This window comes from Methylobacterium sp. 1A (assembly GCF_058072805.1).
Map to the genome: position 1 here is coordinate 571,327 of NZ_JBYQVE010000001.1, position 17,081 is coordinate 588,407.

Annotated in this window: 17 protein-coding genes; 9 read left to right on the plus strand and 8 right to left on the minus strand. The window is 71.9% G+C overall.

The window, feature by feature from the left end; genetic code table 11:
• The first annotated feature begins 17 nt into the window (after positions 1-17).
• Together mtgA and ACX9MN_RS02785 are read left to right on the plus strand one after the other, a co-directional pair.
• The gene (mtgA, locus tag ACX9MN_RS02780) at positions 18-788 is read left to right on the plus strand and encodes a monofunctional biosynthetic peptidoglycan transglycosylase (RefSeq protein ID WP_489725204.1); all 771 of its coding nucleotides are present in this window, start codon (positions 18-20) and stop codon (positions 786-788) included.
• Positions 789-850: 62 nt separating this feature from the next.
• Positions 851-1,495 (plus strand): hypothetical protein, encoded by a 645-nt coding sequence (locus ACX9MN_RS02785; RefSeq protein WP_091977071.1) that lies wholly within the window; start codon positions 851-853, stop codon positions 1,493-1,495.
• Between the two features lie 49 nt (positions 1,496-1,544).
• Here ACX9MN_RS02785 and ACX9MN_RS02790 read toward each other — a convergent pair whose 3' ends face one another.
• The gene (locus ACX9MN_RS02790; protein ID WP_020093496.1) at positions 1,545-2,783 is read right to left on the minus strand and encodes an argininosuccinate synthase; all 1,239 of its coding nucleotides are present in this window, start codon (positions 2,781-2,783) and stop codon (positions 1,545-1,547) included.
• Between the two features lie 212 nt (positions 2,784-2,995).
• On the opposite strand from ACX9MN_RS02790, the gene ACX9MN_RS02795 reads away from it, so the two are divergent.
• The 7 genes from ACX9MN_RS02795 to ACX9MN_RS02825 all read left to right on the plus strand — a co-directional run bounded on the left by ACX9MN_RS02795 (position 2,996) and on the right by ACX9MN_RS02825 (position 9,890).
• Positions 2,996-3,622, plus strand: coding sequence for a 2-hydroxychromene-2-carboxylate isomerase (locus ACX9MN_RS02795; protein WP_489723644.1), 627 nt, complete (start codon positions 2,996-2,998; stop codon positions 3,620-3,622).
• Positions 3,623-3,751: 129 nt separating this feature from the next.
• On the plus strand, positions 3,752-4,450 hold the full coding sequence (locus ACX9MN_RS02800; protein WP_056522497.1) for a DsbA family protein: 699 nt from the start codon (positions 3,752-3,754) through the stop codon (positions 4,448-4,450).
• A gap of 216 nt (positions 4,451-4,666) precedes the next feature.
• Positions 4,667-5,239: a F0F1 ATP synthase subunit delta gene (locus ACX9MN_RS02805; RefSeq protein WP_020093499.1), complete on the plus strand. Its 573-nt coding sequence runs from the start codon at positions 4,667-4,669 to the stop codon at positions 5,237-5,239.
• 54 nt (positions 5,240-5,293) lie between these two features.
• Positions 5,294-6,826: a F0F1 ATP synthase subunit alpha gene (atpA, locus tag ACX9MN_RS02810; protein WP_091977076.1), complete on the plus strand. Its 1,533-nt coding sequence runs from the start codon at positions 5,294-5,296 to the stop codon at positions 6,824-6,826.
• Positions 6,827-6,960: 134 nt separating this feature from the next.
• Positions 6,961-7,851, plus strand: coding sequence for a F0F1 ATP synthase subunit gamma (locus ACX9MN_RS02815; protein WP_489723645.1), 891 nt, complete (start codon positions 6,961-6,963; stop codon positions 7,849-7,851).
• 42 nt (positions 7,852-7,893) lie between these two features.
• Positions 7,894-9,348: a F0F1 ATP synthase subunit beta gene (gene atpD, locus ACX9MN_RS02820; RefSeq protein ID WP_020093502.1), complete on the plus strand. Its 1,455-nt coding sequence runs from the start codon at positions 7,894-7,896 to the stop codon at positions 9,346-9,348.
• A 140-nt stretch (positions 9,349-9,488) separates the two neighbouring features.
• Positions 9,489-9,890 (plus strand): F0F1 ATP synthase subunit epsilon, encoded by a 402-nt coding sequence (locus ACX9MN_RS02825; protein WP_020093503.1) that lies wholly within the window; start codon positions 9,489-9,491, stop codon positions 9,888-9,890.
• A gap of 7 nt (positions 9,891-9,897) precedes the next feature.
• On the opposite strand, the gene ACX9MN_RS02830 is transcribed toward ACX9MN_RS02825, so the two are convergent.
• From ACX9MN_RS02830 to hrpB, 7 genes are all read right to left on the minus strand, one after another.
• Positions 9,898-11,136 (minus strand): CCA tRNA nucleotidyltransferase, encoded by a 1,239-nt coding sequence (locus tag ACX9MN_RS02830; protein WP_489723646.1) that lies wholly within the window; start codon positions 11,134-11,136, stop codon positions 9,898-9,900.
• Positions 11,133-11,390, minus strand: a complete 258-nt coding sequence (locus ACX9MN_RS02835; RefSeq protein ID WP_020093505.1) for a DUF6111 family protein — start codon at positions 11,388-11,390, stop codon at positions 11,133-11,135. The genes ACX9MN_RS02830 and ACX9MN_RS02835 overlap by 4 nt, the downstream gene beginning before the upstream one ends.
• Positions 11,391-11,399: 9 nt before the next feature.
• Positions 11,400-12,071: a CoA pyrophosphatase gene (locus tag ACX9MN_RS02840; protein ID WP_056522483.1), complete on the minus strand. Its 672-nt coding sequence runs from the start codon at positions 12,069-12,071 to the stop codon at positions 11,400-11,402.
• Positions 12,068-12,652, minus strand: coding sequence for a DUF1285 domain-containing protein (locus ACX9MN_RS02845; protein ID WP_489723647.1), 585 nt, complete (start codon positions 12,650-12,652; stop codon positions 12,068-12,070). The genes ACX9MN_RS02840 and ACX9MN_RS02845 overlap by 4 nt, the downstream gene beginning before the upstream one ends.
• A 90-nt stretch (positions 12,653-12,742) precedes the next feature.
• The gene (locus ACX9MN_RS02850; RefSeq protein ID WP_489723648.1) at positions 12,743-13,966 is read right to left on the minus strand and encodes an SMP-30/gluconolactonase/LRE family protein; all 1,224 of its coding nucleotides are present in this window, start codon (positions 13,964-13,966) and stop codon (positions 12,743-12,745) included.
• A 74-nt stretch (positions 13,967-14,040) separates the two neighbouring features.
• On the minus strand, positions 14,041-14,478 hold the full coding sequence (locus ACX9MN_RS02855; protein WP_489723649.1) for a PaaI family thioesterase: 438 nt from the start codon (positions 14,476-14,478) through the stop codon (positions 14,041-14,043).
• A gap of 41 nt (positions 14,479-14,519) precedes the next feature.
• Complete coding sequence (gene hrpB / locus ACX9MN_RS02860; protein WP_489723650.1) at positions 14,520-16,985, minus strand: ATP-dependent helicase HrpB; 2,466 nt, start codon at positions 16,983-16,985, stop codon at positions 14,520-14,522.
• Positions 16,986-17,081: the final 96 nt, after the last annotated feature.

Genomic DNA, 17,081 nt, shown 5'->3' on the forward strand with positions numbered 1-17,081 from the left:
TGGCCTTGCGAAAACCAATCGGGTGTCAGTTGGGCGGGGACGGACTCACGGTGGACGGGGCTCGACGCAGGCGGGAGACGGCAGGTCGCGACCTCCCGCTCGCGCGCCCGCGCCGTTCCCGTCGCGTCCGACAGCTTGTGGGAGCGCTGCTGCTGCTCCCCGCCGTCGGGTTCGTCCTCGCGCTGACGTTGGCGCTCGTCTATAGCGCGGTGATGCCGCCGTCGACCCTGATGCTGGGACGGTGGTTGACGCTTCAGCCGGTGAGTCGGGATCCGGTCTTGCTCTCCGCCATCGCGCCGGCCCTGCCGCAGGCGGTGATCGCCTCGGAGGATCAGCGCTTCTGCCTGGATCACGGGGTCGATTTCGGCGCGATCCGCGACGTGGTCGAGGACGAGGATTCCCCGAGCCGCGGCGCCTCCACGATCGCCATGCAGACGGTGAAGAACGTCTTCCTGTGGCCCGGCCGCTCCTACATCCGGAAGGCCATCGAGATCCCGCTGGCGCTGGCGCTCGACACGCTCTGGGGCAAGCGCCGGATGATGGAGATCTACCTCAACGTCGCCGAGTGGGGCGACGGGATCTACGGCGCGCAGGCCGCGAGCCGGCACTGGTTCGGCAAGGACGCGAGCCGGCTGACCCGCAACGAGGCCGCCCTCCTCGCCGCCGTGCTGCCGAACCCGATCACCCGCAGCGCCGGCCGGCCCTCCCCCGGGGTGCGCCGCCGGGCCGCGCGGATCCAGGCGATGATGGGACAGATCGACGGCCTCACGGGCTGCTTGCGGCGGTAGCAGGGGGCGACTCGCCTCTGTAAGACGGGCCTTCCAAGCGTGAGAGCCGGGACCGATACACGATGAGCGATGCCGTCTACGACCTGAGCCTGGAGCGCATCGCCCTGATCCGCCGGATGGTCGTCGCCTGGGACGGCGCCGAGCCGGGGGCGCCGACCATCCACCCGGCCGCCCCCTATGGCAGCCTCGACCGCGACGGCGACATCGCCAACGTCACCGGCGACGACGAGGGCGCCGAGGAGGAGCACCGGTCGCTCGAGGACGGCCTCGCTGTCTTCGTCCAGAACGGGCAGCTGAAGCCGGGCCGGTACCAGTACCACAACGGTCTGGCCAAGCTCGATCCGGGCGCCGTGGGCGACGTCTTCCGGGACGCGGCCACCGGCGAGACCCCGGACGTCATCACCTTCGCGGTGACGCCCGAGCACCTCGCGCTGATCCCGCAGCTGAATATCGGGTGGAACGCCGAGCAGGGGGTGCCGCGCGTCGACCCGGAGCGGCCCTACGGCGCGGACGGCGCCTACACCGCGGCGATGAAGCGCCTTCTCGCCGCCGTGCCGGGCGCGGCCGCGAACGACGACGAGGACGCGGAGACGCGGCTCGTGCGCCTCCATCGCGAATTGCAGCCGGCCCTGCAGATCTTCCTGCGCTACGCCGATCTCGGGCCCGGCGACTTCCGTCGGGCCGCCGAGCGCTGGCTCCCCGCCTGACGGCTACCTCCGGTCGCCACCGCCCGCACGGCGGCGACCGGCACCGGGCTCAGCCCTCGCGCTTCTTGCGCTGGGCCAGGGTGCGCAGGCGCAGGGCGTTGAGCTTGATGAAACCCGCCGCGTCGCGGTGATCGTAGGCGACGGCGCCCTCCTCGAAGGTCACGAGGTCCTGGTCGTAGAGCGAGTGCGGGCTCTCGCGGCCGATCACGTGGACGCCGCCCTTGTAGAGCTTCAGCCGCACCGTGCCGGTGACCTTCTCCTGGCTCTTGTCGATCAGGGCCTGGATCATCTCGCGCTCCGGCGAGAACCAGAAGCCGTTGTAGATCAGCTCGGCGTATTGCGGCATGAGCTGGTCCTTGAGGTGCGCGGCCCCCCGGTCCAGCGTGATCGACTCGATGGCGCGGTGCGCCGGCAGCAGGATCGTGCCGCCCGGCGTCTCGTACATGCCGCGGCTCTTCATGCCGACGAAGCGGTTCTCCACCAGGTCGAGCCGGCCGATGCCGTTGGCGCGGCCGAGCTCGTTGAGCTTGGTCAGCAGGCTCGCGGGCGACAGAGCCTCGCCGTCGATCGAGACGGCGTCGCCGCGTTCGAACCCGATCGTGATGACCGTCGGCTGGTCGGGCGCCTCCTCGGGGGAGAGGGTGCGCGAGTAGACGTAGTCCGGCACCTCGACGGCCGGATCCTCCAGCACCTTGCCCTCCGAGGAGGCGTGCAGGAGGTTGGCGTCCACCGAGAACGGGCTCTCGCCGCGCTTGTCCTTGGCGATCGGGATCTGGTGCTGCTCGGCGAAGGCGATGAGCTGCTCGCGCGAGCGCAGGTCCCACTCGCGCCAGGGTGCGATCACCGTGACGTCGGGCTTCAGCGCGTAGTAGCCGAGCTCGAACCGGACCTGATCGTTCCCCTTGCCGGTGGCGCCGTGGCAGACCGCGTCGGCGCCGACGCGCTCGGCGATCTCGATCTGCTTCTTGGCGATCAGCGGCCGGGCGATCGAGGTGCCGAGCAGGTAGACGCCCTCGTAGACGGCGTTCGCCCGGAACATCGGGAAGACGTAGTCGCGGACGAATTCCTCGCGCAGGTCCTCGATGTAGATGTTCTCGGGCTTGATGCCGAGCAGCTCCGCCTTGCGGCGCGCGGGCTCCAGCTCCTCGCCCTGGCCGAGATCGGCCGTGAAGGTGACGACCTCGCAGCCGTAGGTGGTCTGCAGCCACTTCAGGATGATCGATGTGTCGAGGCCGCCGGAATAGGCCAGCACGACCTTCTTCACGGGGCTCTTCGCGGGGACGGACATGGGACTTCCGGAACTGGGCGAGGGATCTGGCTCGGCGTTTGCGGCTTATCGCGGGTGTCACCGGCCTGCAACCGGCGCGCCGCCTCGCGCGTAGCCGAGATGCCGGAGGATCGGCCGCGTTTCGCCTCACGACGGCCTTGCGGTTGTGTCAGAAACGGCGCGGGCGTTGCAGGTCGTCATCGCCGCGAGAGTGCATCGGAGAAGCGAAGTCTATGGCGCGCCAGCCAATCCTGGAGTTCTGGTACGAATTCGCCTCCACCTACTCCTACCTCGCGGCCATGCGCGTCGAGGCCGCCGCCGCCGAGGCGGACGTGGCGATCCGGTGGCGCCCCTTCCTGGTCGGGCCGCTCTTCGCCGCGCAGGGCTGGACCACCTCGCCGTTCAATCTCTACGCGGCCAAGGGCAAGAACATGTGGCGCGACGTCGAGCGCGAGGCCGCGCGCCTCGGCCTGCCGCCGGTGACGCGCCCCGCCCAGTTCCCGCAGAACAGCCTCAGCGCGGTGCGGGTCGCGATCCTCGGCCAGGACCAGCCCTGGCTGGTGCCGTTCTCGAAGGCGGTCTTCACCGCGAGCTTCGCCGAGGGCCGCTCGATCGCGGAGCCGGCGGCCGTCGCGGATATCCTCGATTCGCTCGGGCTCGACGGCACGCAGACCGTGCGGGCCGCCGCCGCCGAGGCCAACAAGACGAAGCTACGGGTCAGCGTCGAGGAGGCGCGCTCCCGCGGGATCTACGGGGCGCCGACGTTCCTGGTCGATGACGGCGAGCTGTTCTGGGGCAACGACCGGCTCGAGCAGGCCCTGGCTTGGGCGACCGGCGACCGGCCGAAGGGGCTGCGCTAGGCCGCGCCCGCCCCGCGGTAGCGCGACGTTCACGGCCGCTCGGCCATGAAACCGACTCGACCCCCTGGTTCTGGTCCGGCTCCGCTTCGGCGCGGCCGGAGCGGGACAGCGATGCCCCGGACGAGTCCCATGCCTGTTTCGAAGCCTGTCTCGCGACGTCTCCTGCTCGCCGCAGCCGCCACCTTCGGTGCCGGCCTGACCGGCGCCTCCGCGCAATCCTACGGCCAGCGGGTCGCGGTGACGGGCGACGACGGGCGCGCGGTGGCGAACTCGATCCTGCCGGGCGAGATCACCGGGCAGATCCCGGCCCTGCGCGGCGTGACCTATGTCGGGCCGCGGGATGCCGGGACCACGCTCTACGAGTTCTTCGACTTCAACTGCCCGTACTGCCGGAAGGCGGCCGCCGACGTGGTCGCCCTGCACGACAGCGATCCGGAGCTGCGGATCGGGCTTGTCCACAACCCGATCCTGTCGCCGCAATCCGCCCAGGCCGCCAAGGTGATGCTGGCGGTGCAGCGCAAGCTCGGCTCCGAGGCGGCGTGGCGCTTCTACCAGACGCTGCTGGGCAAGCCCGGCCGCATCGACGGGCCCGGCGCGCTCGCCGTCGCCGCCACGATGGGGATCCCGCAGGCGGAGGTCGAGGAGATCGCCGACAGCGAGGAGGTGCGCGCGGCGCTGAAGAGCCAGATGCGGATGGCCGCGGATCTCGGCCTCTACGCGACGCCGTCCTACGTGATCGGCAACAGCGGGATCCTCGGGCATCCCGGCGCCGGCGCCATGGCCAAGATGATCGCGAGCGTGCGGCGCTGCGACCGGCTCGCCTGCTGAGGCGGGACCCGCGTCACACTTCCGCCGTCCTGACGCGCAGCGACGCGCGCCTGCCGTGTTGCGCGCGGCCATGCTGGCATGCTAGGCGGTCGCCGCGCCGCGAGGACAGTTCTCGACCTGTCCGTTGCCGGCGCGATCCCACGTCCCGAACGGTCTCGCACCGCGCTCCAGCCGGAGCGCGCGGAGCGGACGGGCAACCAGAGAAGAGAGCGACGGGTGGCGCAGAACGGTTCCGAGGCTGGTCCCCTGGTCGCAGGCGTGGCGGGCCGGTACGCTTCCGCCCTGTTCGAGCTCGCGCGCGACGAGCGCCAGGTCGACGCGGTCGCCGAGTCTCTCGATCAATTCGACACGCTGCTGAAGGAGAGCGCGGATCTCCGCCGCCTCGTCCGCAGCCCGGTCTTCAGCGCCGAGGAGCAGGCGGCCGCCATCGGCGCCGTGCTCGACAAGGCGGGCATCGGCGGCCTCGCCGGCAATTTCATCCGCCTCGCGGCCTCGAACCGCCGGCTCTTCGCCCTGCCCGACATGATCGACGCGTTCCGGACCCTGGTCCAGGACTCGAAGGGCATCGTCCGCGCGCAGGTCCGGGTGGCCGAGAAGCCCTCCGACGCGGTGATCGAGGAGATCAAGGCGTCGCTGCGCGACATCGCCAAGGCCGATGTCGCCGTCGACCTCGTGGTCGATCCCAGCCTGATCGGCGGCCTCGTCGTGAAGATGGGCTCGCGCATGGTCGACGCCTCCCTCAAGACCAAGCTCAACGGTATCCGCCTCGCGATGCGGGCCGCGCGGTAAGCGCCCCCATCCGACCCGAACACGCATAGACGCATCAGCGACAGAGGCCCGAGTATGGACATCCGCGCCGCCGAGATCTCCGCGATCCTGAAAGAGCAGATCAAGAACTTCGGCGAGGAGGCCGAGGTCTCCGAGGTCGGGCAGGTCCTGTCCGTCGGCGACGGCATCGCCCGCGCCTACGGCCTCGACAACGTCCAGGCCGGCGAGATGGTCGAGTTCGAGTCGGGCGTGCGCGGCATGGCCCTGAACCTCGAGCAGGACAACGTCGGCATCGTGATCTTCGGCTCCGACCGCGAGATCAAGGAAGGCCAGACCGTCAAGCGGACCGGCGCCATCGTGGACGTGCCGGTCGGCAAGGGCCTGCTCGGCCGCGTCGTCGACGCCCTCGGCAACCCGATCGACGGCAAGGGCCCGATCCAGTCGACCGAGCGTCGCCGCGTCGACGTCAAGGCTCCGGGCATCATCCCGCGCAAGTCTGTGCACGAGCCGATGGCCACGGGCCTGAAGGCGATCGACGCCCTGATCCCGGTCGGCCGCGGCCAGCGCGAGCTGATCATCGGCGATCGCCAGACCGGCAAGACCGCCATCGCCCTCGACACGATCCTGAACCAGAAGCCGGGCCACACCGCCGGCGGTGACGAGAAGGCCAAGCTCTACTGCATCTACGTCGCTATCGGCCAGAAGCGCTCGACGGTGGCCCAGTTCGTGAAGGTCCTGGAGGACCAGGGCGCGCTGGAGTACTCCATCGTCATCGCCGCCACGGCGTCCGACGCGGCCCCGATGCAGTTCATCGCGCCGTTCGCCGGCTGCGCCATGGGCGAGTACTTCCGCGACAACGGCATGCACGCCGTGATCGTGTACGACGATCTGTCCAAGCAGGCCGTGGCCTACCGCCAGATGTCGCTGCTGCTGCGCCGCCCGCCGGGCCGCGAGGCGTATCCGGGCGACGTGTTCTACCTCCACAGCCGCCTGCTCGAGCGCGCCGCCAAGATGGGCGACGCCGCCGGCAACGGCTCGCTGACCGCGCTGCCGGTCATCGAGACCCAGGCCAACGACGTCTCGGCCTACATCCCGACCAACGTGATCTCGATCACCGACGGCCAGATCTTCCTCGAGACCGACCTGTTCTACCAGGGCATCCGCCCGGCGGTGAACGTCGGCCTCTCGGTGTCGCGGGTGGGCTCCTCGGCGCAGACCAAGGCGATGAAGAAGGTCGCCGGCAAGATCAAGGGCGAGCTCGCGCAGTACCGCGAGATGGCCGCCTTCGCGCAGTTCGGCTCGGATCTCGACGCCTCCACCCAGGCGCTCCTGAACCGCGGCTCGCGGCTCACCGAGCTCCTGAAGCAGCCGCAGTTCTCGCCGCTGAAGATGGAAGAGCAGGTCGCGGTGATCTACGCCGGCGTGAACGGCTACCTGGACAAGATGCCGGTCAGCAAGGTCCGTCCCTTCGAGGACGCGCTGCTCAGCACCCTGCGGTCCAAGCACAAGGACCTGCTCGACTCGATCGCCGCCTCCAAGGACCTGTCGGACGAGAACGCCGGCAAGCTGAAGAGCGTCGTCGAGAGCGTCGCCAAGTCGATCGGCTGATGTGAGGCCCCTCCCCGCGGGGAGGGATCTCGGGTCGTGCGTGGGGATCCCGGTCCCCGCCGCACCGCCCGCACTTCCGGCTCCTTCCCGCCGAGGGAAGGAGAGGCCCATAGAACGGACCTGGACCTCACCCGATGGCGAGTTTGAAGGACCTGCGCAACCGCATCACCTCGGTGAAGGCGACGCAGAAGATCACCAAGGCCATGCAGATGGTCGCCGCCGCCAAGCTGCGCCGGGCGCAGATGGCCGCCGAGGCGGGCCGTCCCTACGCCGAGAAGATGTCGGCGGTGCTCGGCAACCTCGCGTGCAACCTCGTCGGCGGCGTCGGCGCCCCGCGGCTCCTGTCCGGGACCGGCTCCGAGCAGACGCACCTGCTCGTGGTGTGCACGGGCGACCGCGGCCTCGCCGGCGCGTTCAACTCGTCGATCGTCCGCCTCGCGGTGCGCGAGCACGCCCAGAAGCTCGCCGCCGAGGGCAAGACCGTCAAGATCATGACGGTCGGCAAGAAGGGTCTCGACGCGCTGCGCCGGCAGTACCGCGACCAGATCGTCGAGAGCATGGATATCCGCGGCAACCGCCCGGTGGATTACGAGTTCGCCGCCTCGATCGCCGACAAGATCCTGACCCGCTTCGAGAACGGCGAGTTCGACGTCGCGACCCTGTTCTACTCCGAGTTCCGGTCGGTCATCTCGCAGATCCCCACGGCGCAGCGCCTGATCCCCGCGGAGCTGCCGGCGGTCGACACGACCGCGAAGGCGGCGGCCGGCAACGCCGCCCTGGAATTCGAGCCGTCCGAGGAGGCGATCCTCGAGACGCTGCTGCCGAAGAACCTGACGGTGCAGATCTACCGGGCGCTCCTGGAGAACGCCGCCTCCGAGCAGGGCGCGCGCATGAGCGCCATGGACTCGGCGACCCGCAACGCGGGCGAGATGATCAAGAAGCAGACGCTGATCTACAACCGGACGCGTCAGGCCATGATCACCAAGGAACTCATCGAGATCATCTCGGGTGCGGAAGCCCTCTGAGGCACCGCGACCCGACCGCACAGCTTGAAGGGTAGGTTAACGATGGCGAACACCGCACTCCCCGGCACCGGCTCCAACAAGGTCGGCAAGATCACCCAGGTCATCGGCCCCGTGGTCGACGTGCAGTTCGAGGGCCACCTGCCCGAGATCCTGAACGCGCTGGAGACCAAGAACAACGGCGCCCGCCTCGTCCTCGAGGTCGCCCAGCAGCTCGGCGAGAACACCGTCCGCTGCATCGCCATGGACACGTCCGAGGGCCTGACCCGCGGCCAGGAGTGCACCGACACCGGCGAGCCGATCAAGGTTCCGGTCGGCATGAACACGCTGGGCCGCATCATGAACGTCATCGGCGAGCCGATCGACGAGGCCGGCCCGGTCCAGGCCGACACGTTCCGCGCGATCCACCAGCCGGCCCCCTCCTACGCCGAGCAGTCGACCGAGGCCCAGATCCTCGTCACCGGCATCAAGGTGGTGGACCTGCTCGCCCCCTACGCGAAGGGCGGCAAGATCGGCCTGTTCGGCGGCGCCGGCGTCGGCAAGACCGTGTTGATCATGGAGCTGATCAACAACATCGCCAAGGTGCACTCGGGCTACTCGGTGTTCGCCGGCGTGGGTGAGCGCACCCGCGAGGGCAACGACCTCTATCACGAGATGATCGAGTCCAAGGTGAACGTCGACCCGAAGGAGCACGGCTCCGCCGAGGGTTCGAAGTGCGCCCTGGTCTACGGCCAGATGAACGAGTCGCCGGGCGCCCGCTCGCGCGTCGCCCTGACCGGCCTCACGATCGCCGAGCAGTTCCGCGACGACGGCCAGGACGTGCTGTTCTTCGTCGACAACATCTTCCGCTTCACGCAGGCGGGCTCCGAGGTGTCGGCGCTCCTCGGCCGCATCCCTTCGGCGGTGGGCTACCAGCCGACGCTCGCCACCGACATGGGCGCCCTCCAGGAGCGCATCACCACCACGACCAAGGGCTCGATCACCTCGGTGCAGGCGATCTACGTGCCGGCCGACGACCTGACCGACCCGGCGCCCGCCGCCTCGTTCGCCCACCTCGACGCCACGACCGTGCTGTCGCGCTCGATCGCCGAGAAGGGCATCTACCCGGCGGTGGACCCGCTGGACTCGACCTCGCGCATGCTGTCGCCGGCGATCCTCGGCGAGGAGCACTACGACGTCGCCCGTCGCGTCCAGCAGACCCTGCAGCGCTACAAGGCGCTCCAGGACATCATCGCGATCCTGGGCATGGACGAGCTGTCCGAGGAGGACAAGCTGACCGTGGCCCGCGCCCGCAAGATCGAGCGCTTCTTCTCGCAGCCCTTCTCGGTGGCCGAGGTGTTCACCGGCTCGCCGGGCAAGCAGGTCGCTCTCGAGGACACCATCAAGGGCTTCAAGGGCCTGGTGAACGGCGACTACGACGACCTCCCGGAGGCCGCCTTCTACATGGTCGGCACCATCGAGGAGGCCCAGGAGAAGGCCAAGAAGCTCAAGGCCGCGTAAGACGACACCCCCTTCCCCGCGCGGGAAGGGGACAGAGGCCGCGCGGGCGACCCTGACCGGTGCCGTCCGCGCAGCCTTTTTCCGAGACGCTCCGCCCGCTTGGCGGGGCGCGCGCCGCCGATCCGGGAACACGTCAGGCCATGGCCACCTTCCACTTCGATTTCGTCGGCCCCGAGCGGACGCTGTATTCCGGCGAGGTGACCGCCGTTCAGCTGCCCGGCACCGAGGGCGAGATGACCGTGATGCCGGGCCATGCGCCCGTGCTGACCTCCCTCCGGGTCGGCGTCATCGTGATCACCGAGAGCCAGGGCAGCGGCAAGCGGATCTACGTCCGCGGCGGCTTCGCCGATATCGGCCCGACGGCCGTGACCGTGCTCGCCGAGCGCGCCGCCCCGATCGAGGAGCTGACGCACGAATCCCTCGACCGCGACATCGAGGCGATCGAGATGCAGCGCGACGCCACCGAGGACCTGCAGAAGCGCGAGGAGCTGAACGGCCAGATCGTCCAGCTCCAGGAGACCAAGGCGCTCCTGAAGCTCTGAGCCTCGTTCAGCGGGCGCTCTCCAGCGCCCGCGCCAGCAGGTCGGCCCGCGCTGCCGCGTCCGTCGGGCAGCCCCGCTCCAGCCAGATCCTCCGCGCCGCGGCCAACCCGCGACCGATCCCGGGCCCCGGCGCGACACCGGCCGCGACGAGATCTGCCCCCGCCAGGGGAAAGGCCGGCGACGCCCCCTCCCCCTCCAGGGCCCGCAGGGCCGCCCGCGCCGCCTCCGTCACGGCGGGCCGCGGCTCTCCGGCCAGGATCGCCAGCGCGTCGGCCAGGCACGACAGGCCGTGCTCCGCCGCCAGGGCCCGCGCCGCGACCGCGTCCAGCACCGCGCATCCGTGGAGATCGGCCAGCGCCGCGGCGTAGCCGAGCAGCTGCCCGTGCTCGTTCTTCGACAGGCGCAGCCGCTCGCGCAGCCGGTCGGCGTCGTGCCGGGCGCCGACGGCGAGGGCCGCGAGGCGCGTCACCGGAGGCAGGCCCGCGGCTGCGGCCCGTTCCAGCCGCCCGAGCTCCCCGACGCCGCCGGTGATCCGCGGCAGCAGCCCGGTCGTGCTCAGCGTCGTCACCATGGCCGCGCCGCCGGGGGCCGCGAGCAGCTTCAGGAATTCCGCGCGTACGCGCTCGCGAGAGAGCCGGTCCAGGCTGTCACGCGCGGCCACGCAGGCCGCCAGGGCCGCGGCGTCGGGCGCCCCGGCGCCGAACCGCGCATGGAAGCGGAAGAAGCGCAGGAGCCGCAGCGCGTCCTCGCGGATCCGGGTCGTGGGGTCGCCGATGAAGCGCACCCGCCCGGCCGCGAGGTCGGGCCTGCCGCCCACCGGGTCGTGCAGGGTTCCGTCTGCACCGAGGGAGAGCGCGTTGACGGTGAAGTCCCGGCGCTCGGCGTCGCGGCGGAAGTCGATGCCGAAGCGGACGACCGCGTGCCGCCCGTTGGTCTCGACGTCCTCGCGCAGGGTCGTGACCTCGATCGGCCCGTCCTCGGTCACCAGCGTGATGGTGCCGTGCTCGATGCCGGTCGGCACCGCCTTGAGGCCAGGCGCTCGCTGCGCCGCCCGCATCACCGCCTCGGGCCGGTGCGTCGTCGCCATGTCGATGTCGGCGGTCGGTGCGCCGAGGAGTGCGTCGCGGACGCAGCCGCCGATCAGCCGGGTCTCCGCGCCCGGCGCGTCCAGGGCCGCGAGGACGCGGCGCACGCCCGGGCGTTCGAGCAGGGCCGCCAGCCCCGCCGGATCGAGGGCGCGGCTCACCGGAAACCGCCGGGGACGAGGCGGCCGTTCTCCATGTGGGTCGGCACGTAGCCCCCGGGGCGGCGCTCCGAGAACAGGCCCTCGTAGACGAGGGTGCCGATCACCACCGCCAGCCCGGCCAGGACCAAGCGGAACAGGTGCGCGTCCCAGTGCACCCGGCGCAGGGGATTGCGGCCGGACAGCAGCAGGTAGACGAGGAACAGCGCGAAGGGGATGAGGAAGAGGCCGAACTCTTCGAGGATGCGGCGGAGCATGCGGTCAGCCTAACGCGCTGCGCGGTCGGCGTCGCCCGGCGCCGCCTCCGGGTAGAGCCGTTCCCGCAGATTGTTCAGGATCCCGGCGGTGACGCCCCAGATCAGCCGCTCGCCGAAGGTCAGGGCGTAGAACCAGCGCTCGCGGCCCTGCCACGCGCGGGAGCGCAGGCGGTAGCGCTCCGGATCCATGAGGAACGGGAGCGGCACCTCGAAGACGTCGGCCACCTCGTCCGGGTTCGGCGTCAGGACCGCGCCGGGATCGACCAGGCCGATGACCGGGGTCACGAGGAAGCCGGTGCCCGAGAGGTACGGGTCGAGATAGCCGAGGAACCGCACCGCCTCGGGCGGCAGCCCGATCTCCTCGTAGGCCTCCCGCAGGGCCGCGTCCGCAGGCCCGGGATCGGAGGGATCGATCTTGCCCCCCGGCAGCGCCACCTGCCCGGAATGGTCGCGCAGGTTGGCGGCCCGCATCGTCAGGATCAGGGTCGGACCGTCCGCGCGCGGCACGACCGGCACGAGGACGGCGGCCCGGCGGTGCGGCGGCGGCGGGATCACGGCCGTCCCGTCCGGATCGAGGCTGTGGTCGCCCCGGGGATTGGAGGTCGGATCGTCCGGTCCGGGCGGGTCCGGCGACAGGCCGGCGGCGGCGCGGGCGAGGAAGTCGGCGAGCGGGTCGCTCACGCGGCGGCGACCGGCGCGATCGTGTGGAAGGCGCCGCCGGCCCACAGGCCCAGCCAGGGCTTCCCGTCGACCAGACGCTCCTCGGCGAGGTCCACGAGGTCGTAGGTGAGCGCGCGGGTCACGAGCGCCCACAGCCCGCGGCGGACATGGAGGTAGGGCTTCAGCGCCCCGTCCGGCGCCTCCTCGAAGCGGAGGGCGTGCTCGGCGTCGACGCTCACCAGGTCGTCGACGTTGGTCCGGAACGAGACCCGCCGGTCCGTCCCGCTCCCGTCCACCGCCATCTCGACGGCCACGAAGGCCGCGTCGTCCACGGTGATGCCCACGCTCTCCACCGGCGTGACCAGGACGGTCCGGCCGTCCGGCTCGCGCCGCAGGATGGTGGCGAACAGCTTGACCAGCTTGTCCCGTCGGATCGGCGAACCGTTGTGGAACCACGTCCCGTCCGCGGCGATGCGGATGTCGATGGCGCCGCAATAGGGTGGGTCCCACCGCTCCACCGGCGGCAGCCCGCGCTTCGGCAGATCCCCGAGGGCCGCGCTGAGGCGGCTCAAGGTCGGGTCGGGGGCGGGATCCTCGCTCATGCCCGTGACAGATAGCGTCGCGATGCCCGGTCAGCCATGGCCGAGAGGAGGATCGGCGCCGGTTCCGTCCCGGATCGCAGGTTCGCGATCCTAGGCCGGCCCGGCGCCCTGGGTATTCACCGTCAGGGCGTAGAGCGACTGGCTCGCCGCCATGAACAGGCGGTTGCGCTTGGGGCCGCCGAAGGTCAGATTCCCGCACACTTCCGGCAGGCGGATCCGACCGATGAGCTTGCCCTGGGGCGTCCAGACGGTGACGCCGTTGTAGCCCACGGCCCGGCCGGCATTGCTCGACACCCAGAGATTGCCGTCGACGTCGGTCCGCAGGCCGTCGGGCCCGCATTTCACCCCGTCGACGACGCAGTCCGAGAAGAGGCGCTTGTTCGAGAGCGCCGCCCCGGCCCCGACGTCGAAGGCATAGATCTCGCCCTTGCCGCCGGGTCCGGTATCCCCGGGACCCTTGCCGGTGGAGCAGACGTAGAGCGTCCGGTGATCGGGCGAGAAGCACAGGCCGTTGGGGTCGGGCACCTCGTCGTCGGTCAGAACCCGGTCGACCCGGCCGGACGGGTCGATGCGGTAGACCGCGTTCGGGAGCTCGCGTCGCCGCGGGACGGTCCCGGCGGGCTGGCCGAGCCGCGGATCGAGATGGCCCTGCCGGTTGCTCGGGCCGCCGGCGACGTCGGGCAGGCCCTCGTAGAGAAGCGCCCCGTAGGGCGGATCGGAGAACCAGTAGGCGCCGTCCGGGTGCTGGATGACGTCGTTGGGCGAGTTGAGCGGCTTGCCCTCGAACGAATCGGCCAGGACCGTCGCCGAGCCGTCGAGCTCGTAGCGGACGACCCGCCCGGTGGCGTGCTCGCAGGTAAGCTGTCGCCCCTGGCGATCGAAGCTGTTGCCGTTGGAGTTGTTGCTCGGCATCCGGAAGGTGGAGACGTGCCCGTCCTCCTCCAGCCAGCGCATCTGCCGGTTGTTCGGGATGTCGCTCCAGACGAGGTAACGGCCGACCGAGTTCCAGGCCGGTCCCTCCGCCCAGAGGGCGCCGGTCCAGAGCCGGCGGATGGCGCTGTTGGGCACGATGTAGGGCTCGAACGCCGGGTCGACCGTGACGATGTCCGGATCGGTGAAGTAGGTGGTCGGGGCGGCGCCAGGCCGGAAGTCGCGCGGCGGGCTCGTCACCGTGCTGGGCGGTTCCGGTCGGGCCGCCGCGTCGCCGGCAGTGACGGCCAGGGCCCCCAGGCCCGCGAGGATCGTGCGCCGGGATCGCGGGGCGGACCCGCGTTCAGCCGCGATCCCGGATGCGTCGGTCGGCGACGGTCGCATGCGATCCTCCCCCGCACATCGGGCCTCTGCGCCGCGATGCGCCCGGGCAGGTTAGGACCGTCGTCCTGCGCGGGTCAATCGGGACGGCGCCTCAGGATCTTCCAGACGCCGTCCGCCGAGGCGAGGAGACGTGTGCCGTCGCGGACGTCGCCGCGCATGAACACCAGGGAGCCCGTGCGCTTGACGACCTGCGGCCGGATCTCGATCCAGTCGCCGAGTCGGCCGACATCGATGAACTTCATCTCCAGCTGGATGGTCACGCAGTTGGCGCCCCCGGCGGCGCGCATCGCGGTCTCGCCGAGGGCGCGGTCGGCGAAGCTCATCAGCATGCCGCCGTGGACCACGCCGATCAGGTTGGCGTGCTTCTGATCGGCCCGGAACGCGTAGGCGCCGTCCGCGCCGCGGACGCGCAGCGGCTCGACATGGGCGATGAAGCCCTTGTCCTCCACCAGAGTCCAGCCTTCGGCGGGGTCGTGGGCGGCGGGGTCGTGGGCATCCGTGTCGGTCGTCATCGCGTCGGGTCCGTTCGTGTCGGGGTCTCGGAGGTCGGCTGTCAGGTTCCCCGGGGCTTGGCCCGGCGGGTCGGGGCCTCGCTGAGCGGGTCCTCCGGCCAGGGATGGCGCGGGTAGCGCCCGCGCATCTCGGACCGCACGGCCGCCCAGGATCCGCGCCAGAAACCCGGCAGGTCCCGGGTGATCTGGATCGGTCGCTGCGCCGGCGACAGCAGGTGCAGGACCAGCGGGCGCCCGCCGGCCCTGGGATGCCGGTCGAGGCCGAACAGCTCCTGCACCCGGACCGCCAGCGCCGGCTCCTCGGCCGTGTAATCGACCGGGATGCGCGAGCCGGTCGGCACCTCGACATGAGTCGGCGCCTCCGCGTCGAGTCGGGCGCGCAGGTCCCAGGGCAGCAGGGCCTGGAGGGCGTCCGCGAGGTCGCTCGCCGTGACCGACGCCAGGGCGGCGCGCCCCACCACGGCGGGCGCCAGCCACGTCTCCGCCGTGCGGGCCAGGGCGTCGTCCGACAGGTCGGGCCAGGCCGCGCCGTCGGCGGCGTGTAAGAAGGTCACCCGGGCCCGCCACTGCGCCAGGGCCGGCGTCCACGGCAATCGGTCGATCCCGAGATCGGCGATGCCGCGCGCCAGGATCGCGGCGCTGTCCGTATCGGGCGGCACCGGCAGCGTCCGTGACCCGAGACTGACCGCGCCGAGCCGCCGGACCGCCCGCGCCCGCAGGGCGGCCGCCTGCGGATCGAAGGCGATCTCGGTGCGCGACTCGATCTGGTCCGCGAACAGGCGCTCGATCGCCTCGGTGCCGATCGCCGCCGCGGCCAGGATCCGGGCGTTCCCGGCCGAGCCGGCGAGGTCGGCGACCACCAGATGGGTCTCGCGGGCGAGCGGGCTCGCCGGGTCGAGGCGCCCGGCCCGACCGCTCGCCATCACGAACTCGCCCTCGCGGCCGCGCGCCCGGGCGACCCGGTCGGGGTAGGCGAGCGCCAGGAGCGGCCCGGCGGCGGCCGGGCCGGCATCCGGACTCGCCGACCCGCCGGCCCCGGCGATCCGGGCCCAGCCCTCGGCGAGCCGGCGCATGTCGGCGGCGCGCCCGCCCCGGTCGCGGCGGAAGCGCTCGACCCGGTCGTCGAGGTCGGCCCCGTCGCCGCCGAGGCCGCGCTCGACCAGCACGGCGGCGAGGTCGGCGGCGGCCCGCGCCTGGCCGGTACCGGCCGCGACCGTCACCATCCGGGCGAGCCGCGGCGGCAGCGGCAGCGCCCGCAGGCGCGCGCCGACCGGCGTCAGGCGGCCGTCGGCGTCGAGGGCGCCCAGCTCACTCAGCAGGGCGCGGGCCTCCGCCAGGGCCGGCGCCGGCGGCGGGTCGAGGAAGGCGAGCGCGCCCGGGTCGGTCACGCCCCAGGCGGCGCAGTCGAGGAGCAGCCCGGCGAGGTCGGCCGACAGGATCTCGGGCCGCGTGAACGGCTCCAGGGCGTTGGTGCCGGCCTCGGACCAGAGCCGCCAGCATAGGCCGGGCTCGGTGCGGCCGGCGCGGCCCCGGCGCTGGTCCACCGAGGCGCGGGAGGCGCGGGCCGTGACCAGTCGGGTCAGGCCGAGGCCCGGCTCGTAGACCGGAACCCGCGCCAGCCCCGAATCGACCACGATCCGGACGCCCTCGATGGTGAGGGAGGTCTCGGCGATGCTGGTCGCGAGGACGACCTTCCGGGTGCCGGCGGGCGCCGGCGCGACGGCGCGGTCCTGCTCGGCGGGCGTCAGCGCGCCGTAGAGGGGCGCGAGCTGCACGTCGGGGTTGACCTTCTCGGCCAGCAGGTCGGCGGTCCGGCGGATCTCGGCCTGCCCGGGCAGGAACACCAGGATCGAGCCCGGATCCGCCCGCAGGGCGCGCAAGGTGACCTCGGCGACCGAGTCCTCGATCCGCCGGTTCGGATCGCGCTCAGCGTAGCGGGTCTCCACCGGAAAGGCGCGGCCCTCGGAGGCCACGACCGGGGCGTCGCCCATCAGCCGCGCGACCCGGGCGCCGTCGAGGGTCGCCGACATGACGAGGATCCGCAAGTCTTCCCGCAGGCCGCCCTGCGCGTCGAGCGCCAGCGCGAGGCCGAGATCGGCGTCGAGGGAGCGCTCGTGGAACTCGTCGAACAGGACGGCGCCGATCCCGGAGAGTTCCGGATCGTCCAGGATCATCCGGGTGAAGACACCCTCGGTGACCACCTCGATCCGCGTGCGGCCCGAGATCTTCGAGCCGAGGCGGACCCGCAGGCCGACCGCGCCGCCGACCGGTTCGCCCAAAGTCTGGGCCATCCGCGCGGCGGCGGCCCGGGCCGCGAGGCGGCGCGGCTCCAGCAGGACGATCTTGCGCCCGTCGAGCCAGGGCGCCGCGAGTAGGTCGAGGGGCACGCGCGTCGTCTTGCCGGCGCCGGGGGGCGCCACCAGGACGGCGGCGTTCCGCGCGGCGAGCGCGCGGCGCAGATCTGGGAGCGCCGCCTCGATCGGCAGCACGGGTGCGGGACCGGCCATCGCGGCCGCTGATGGCGCGGTGCGGCGCCGAGCGCAACCGCGCCGGGCCCGGGACCGCGACGCGTCCGGCATTCCCGTGACGCCGCGCGCGATTCG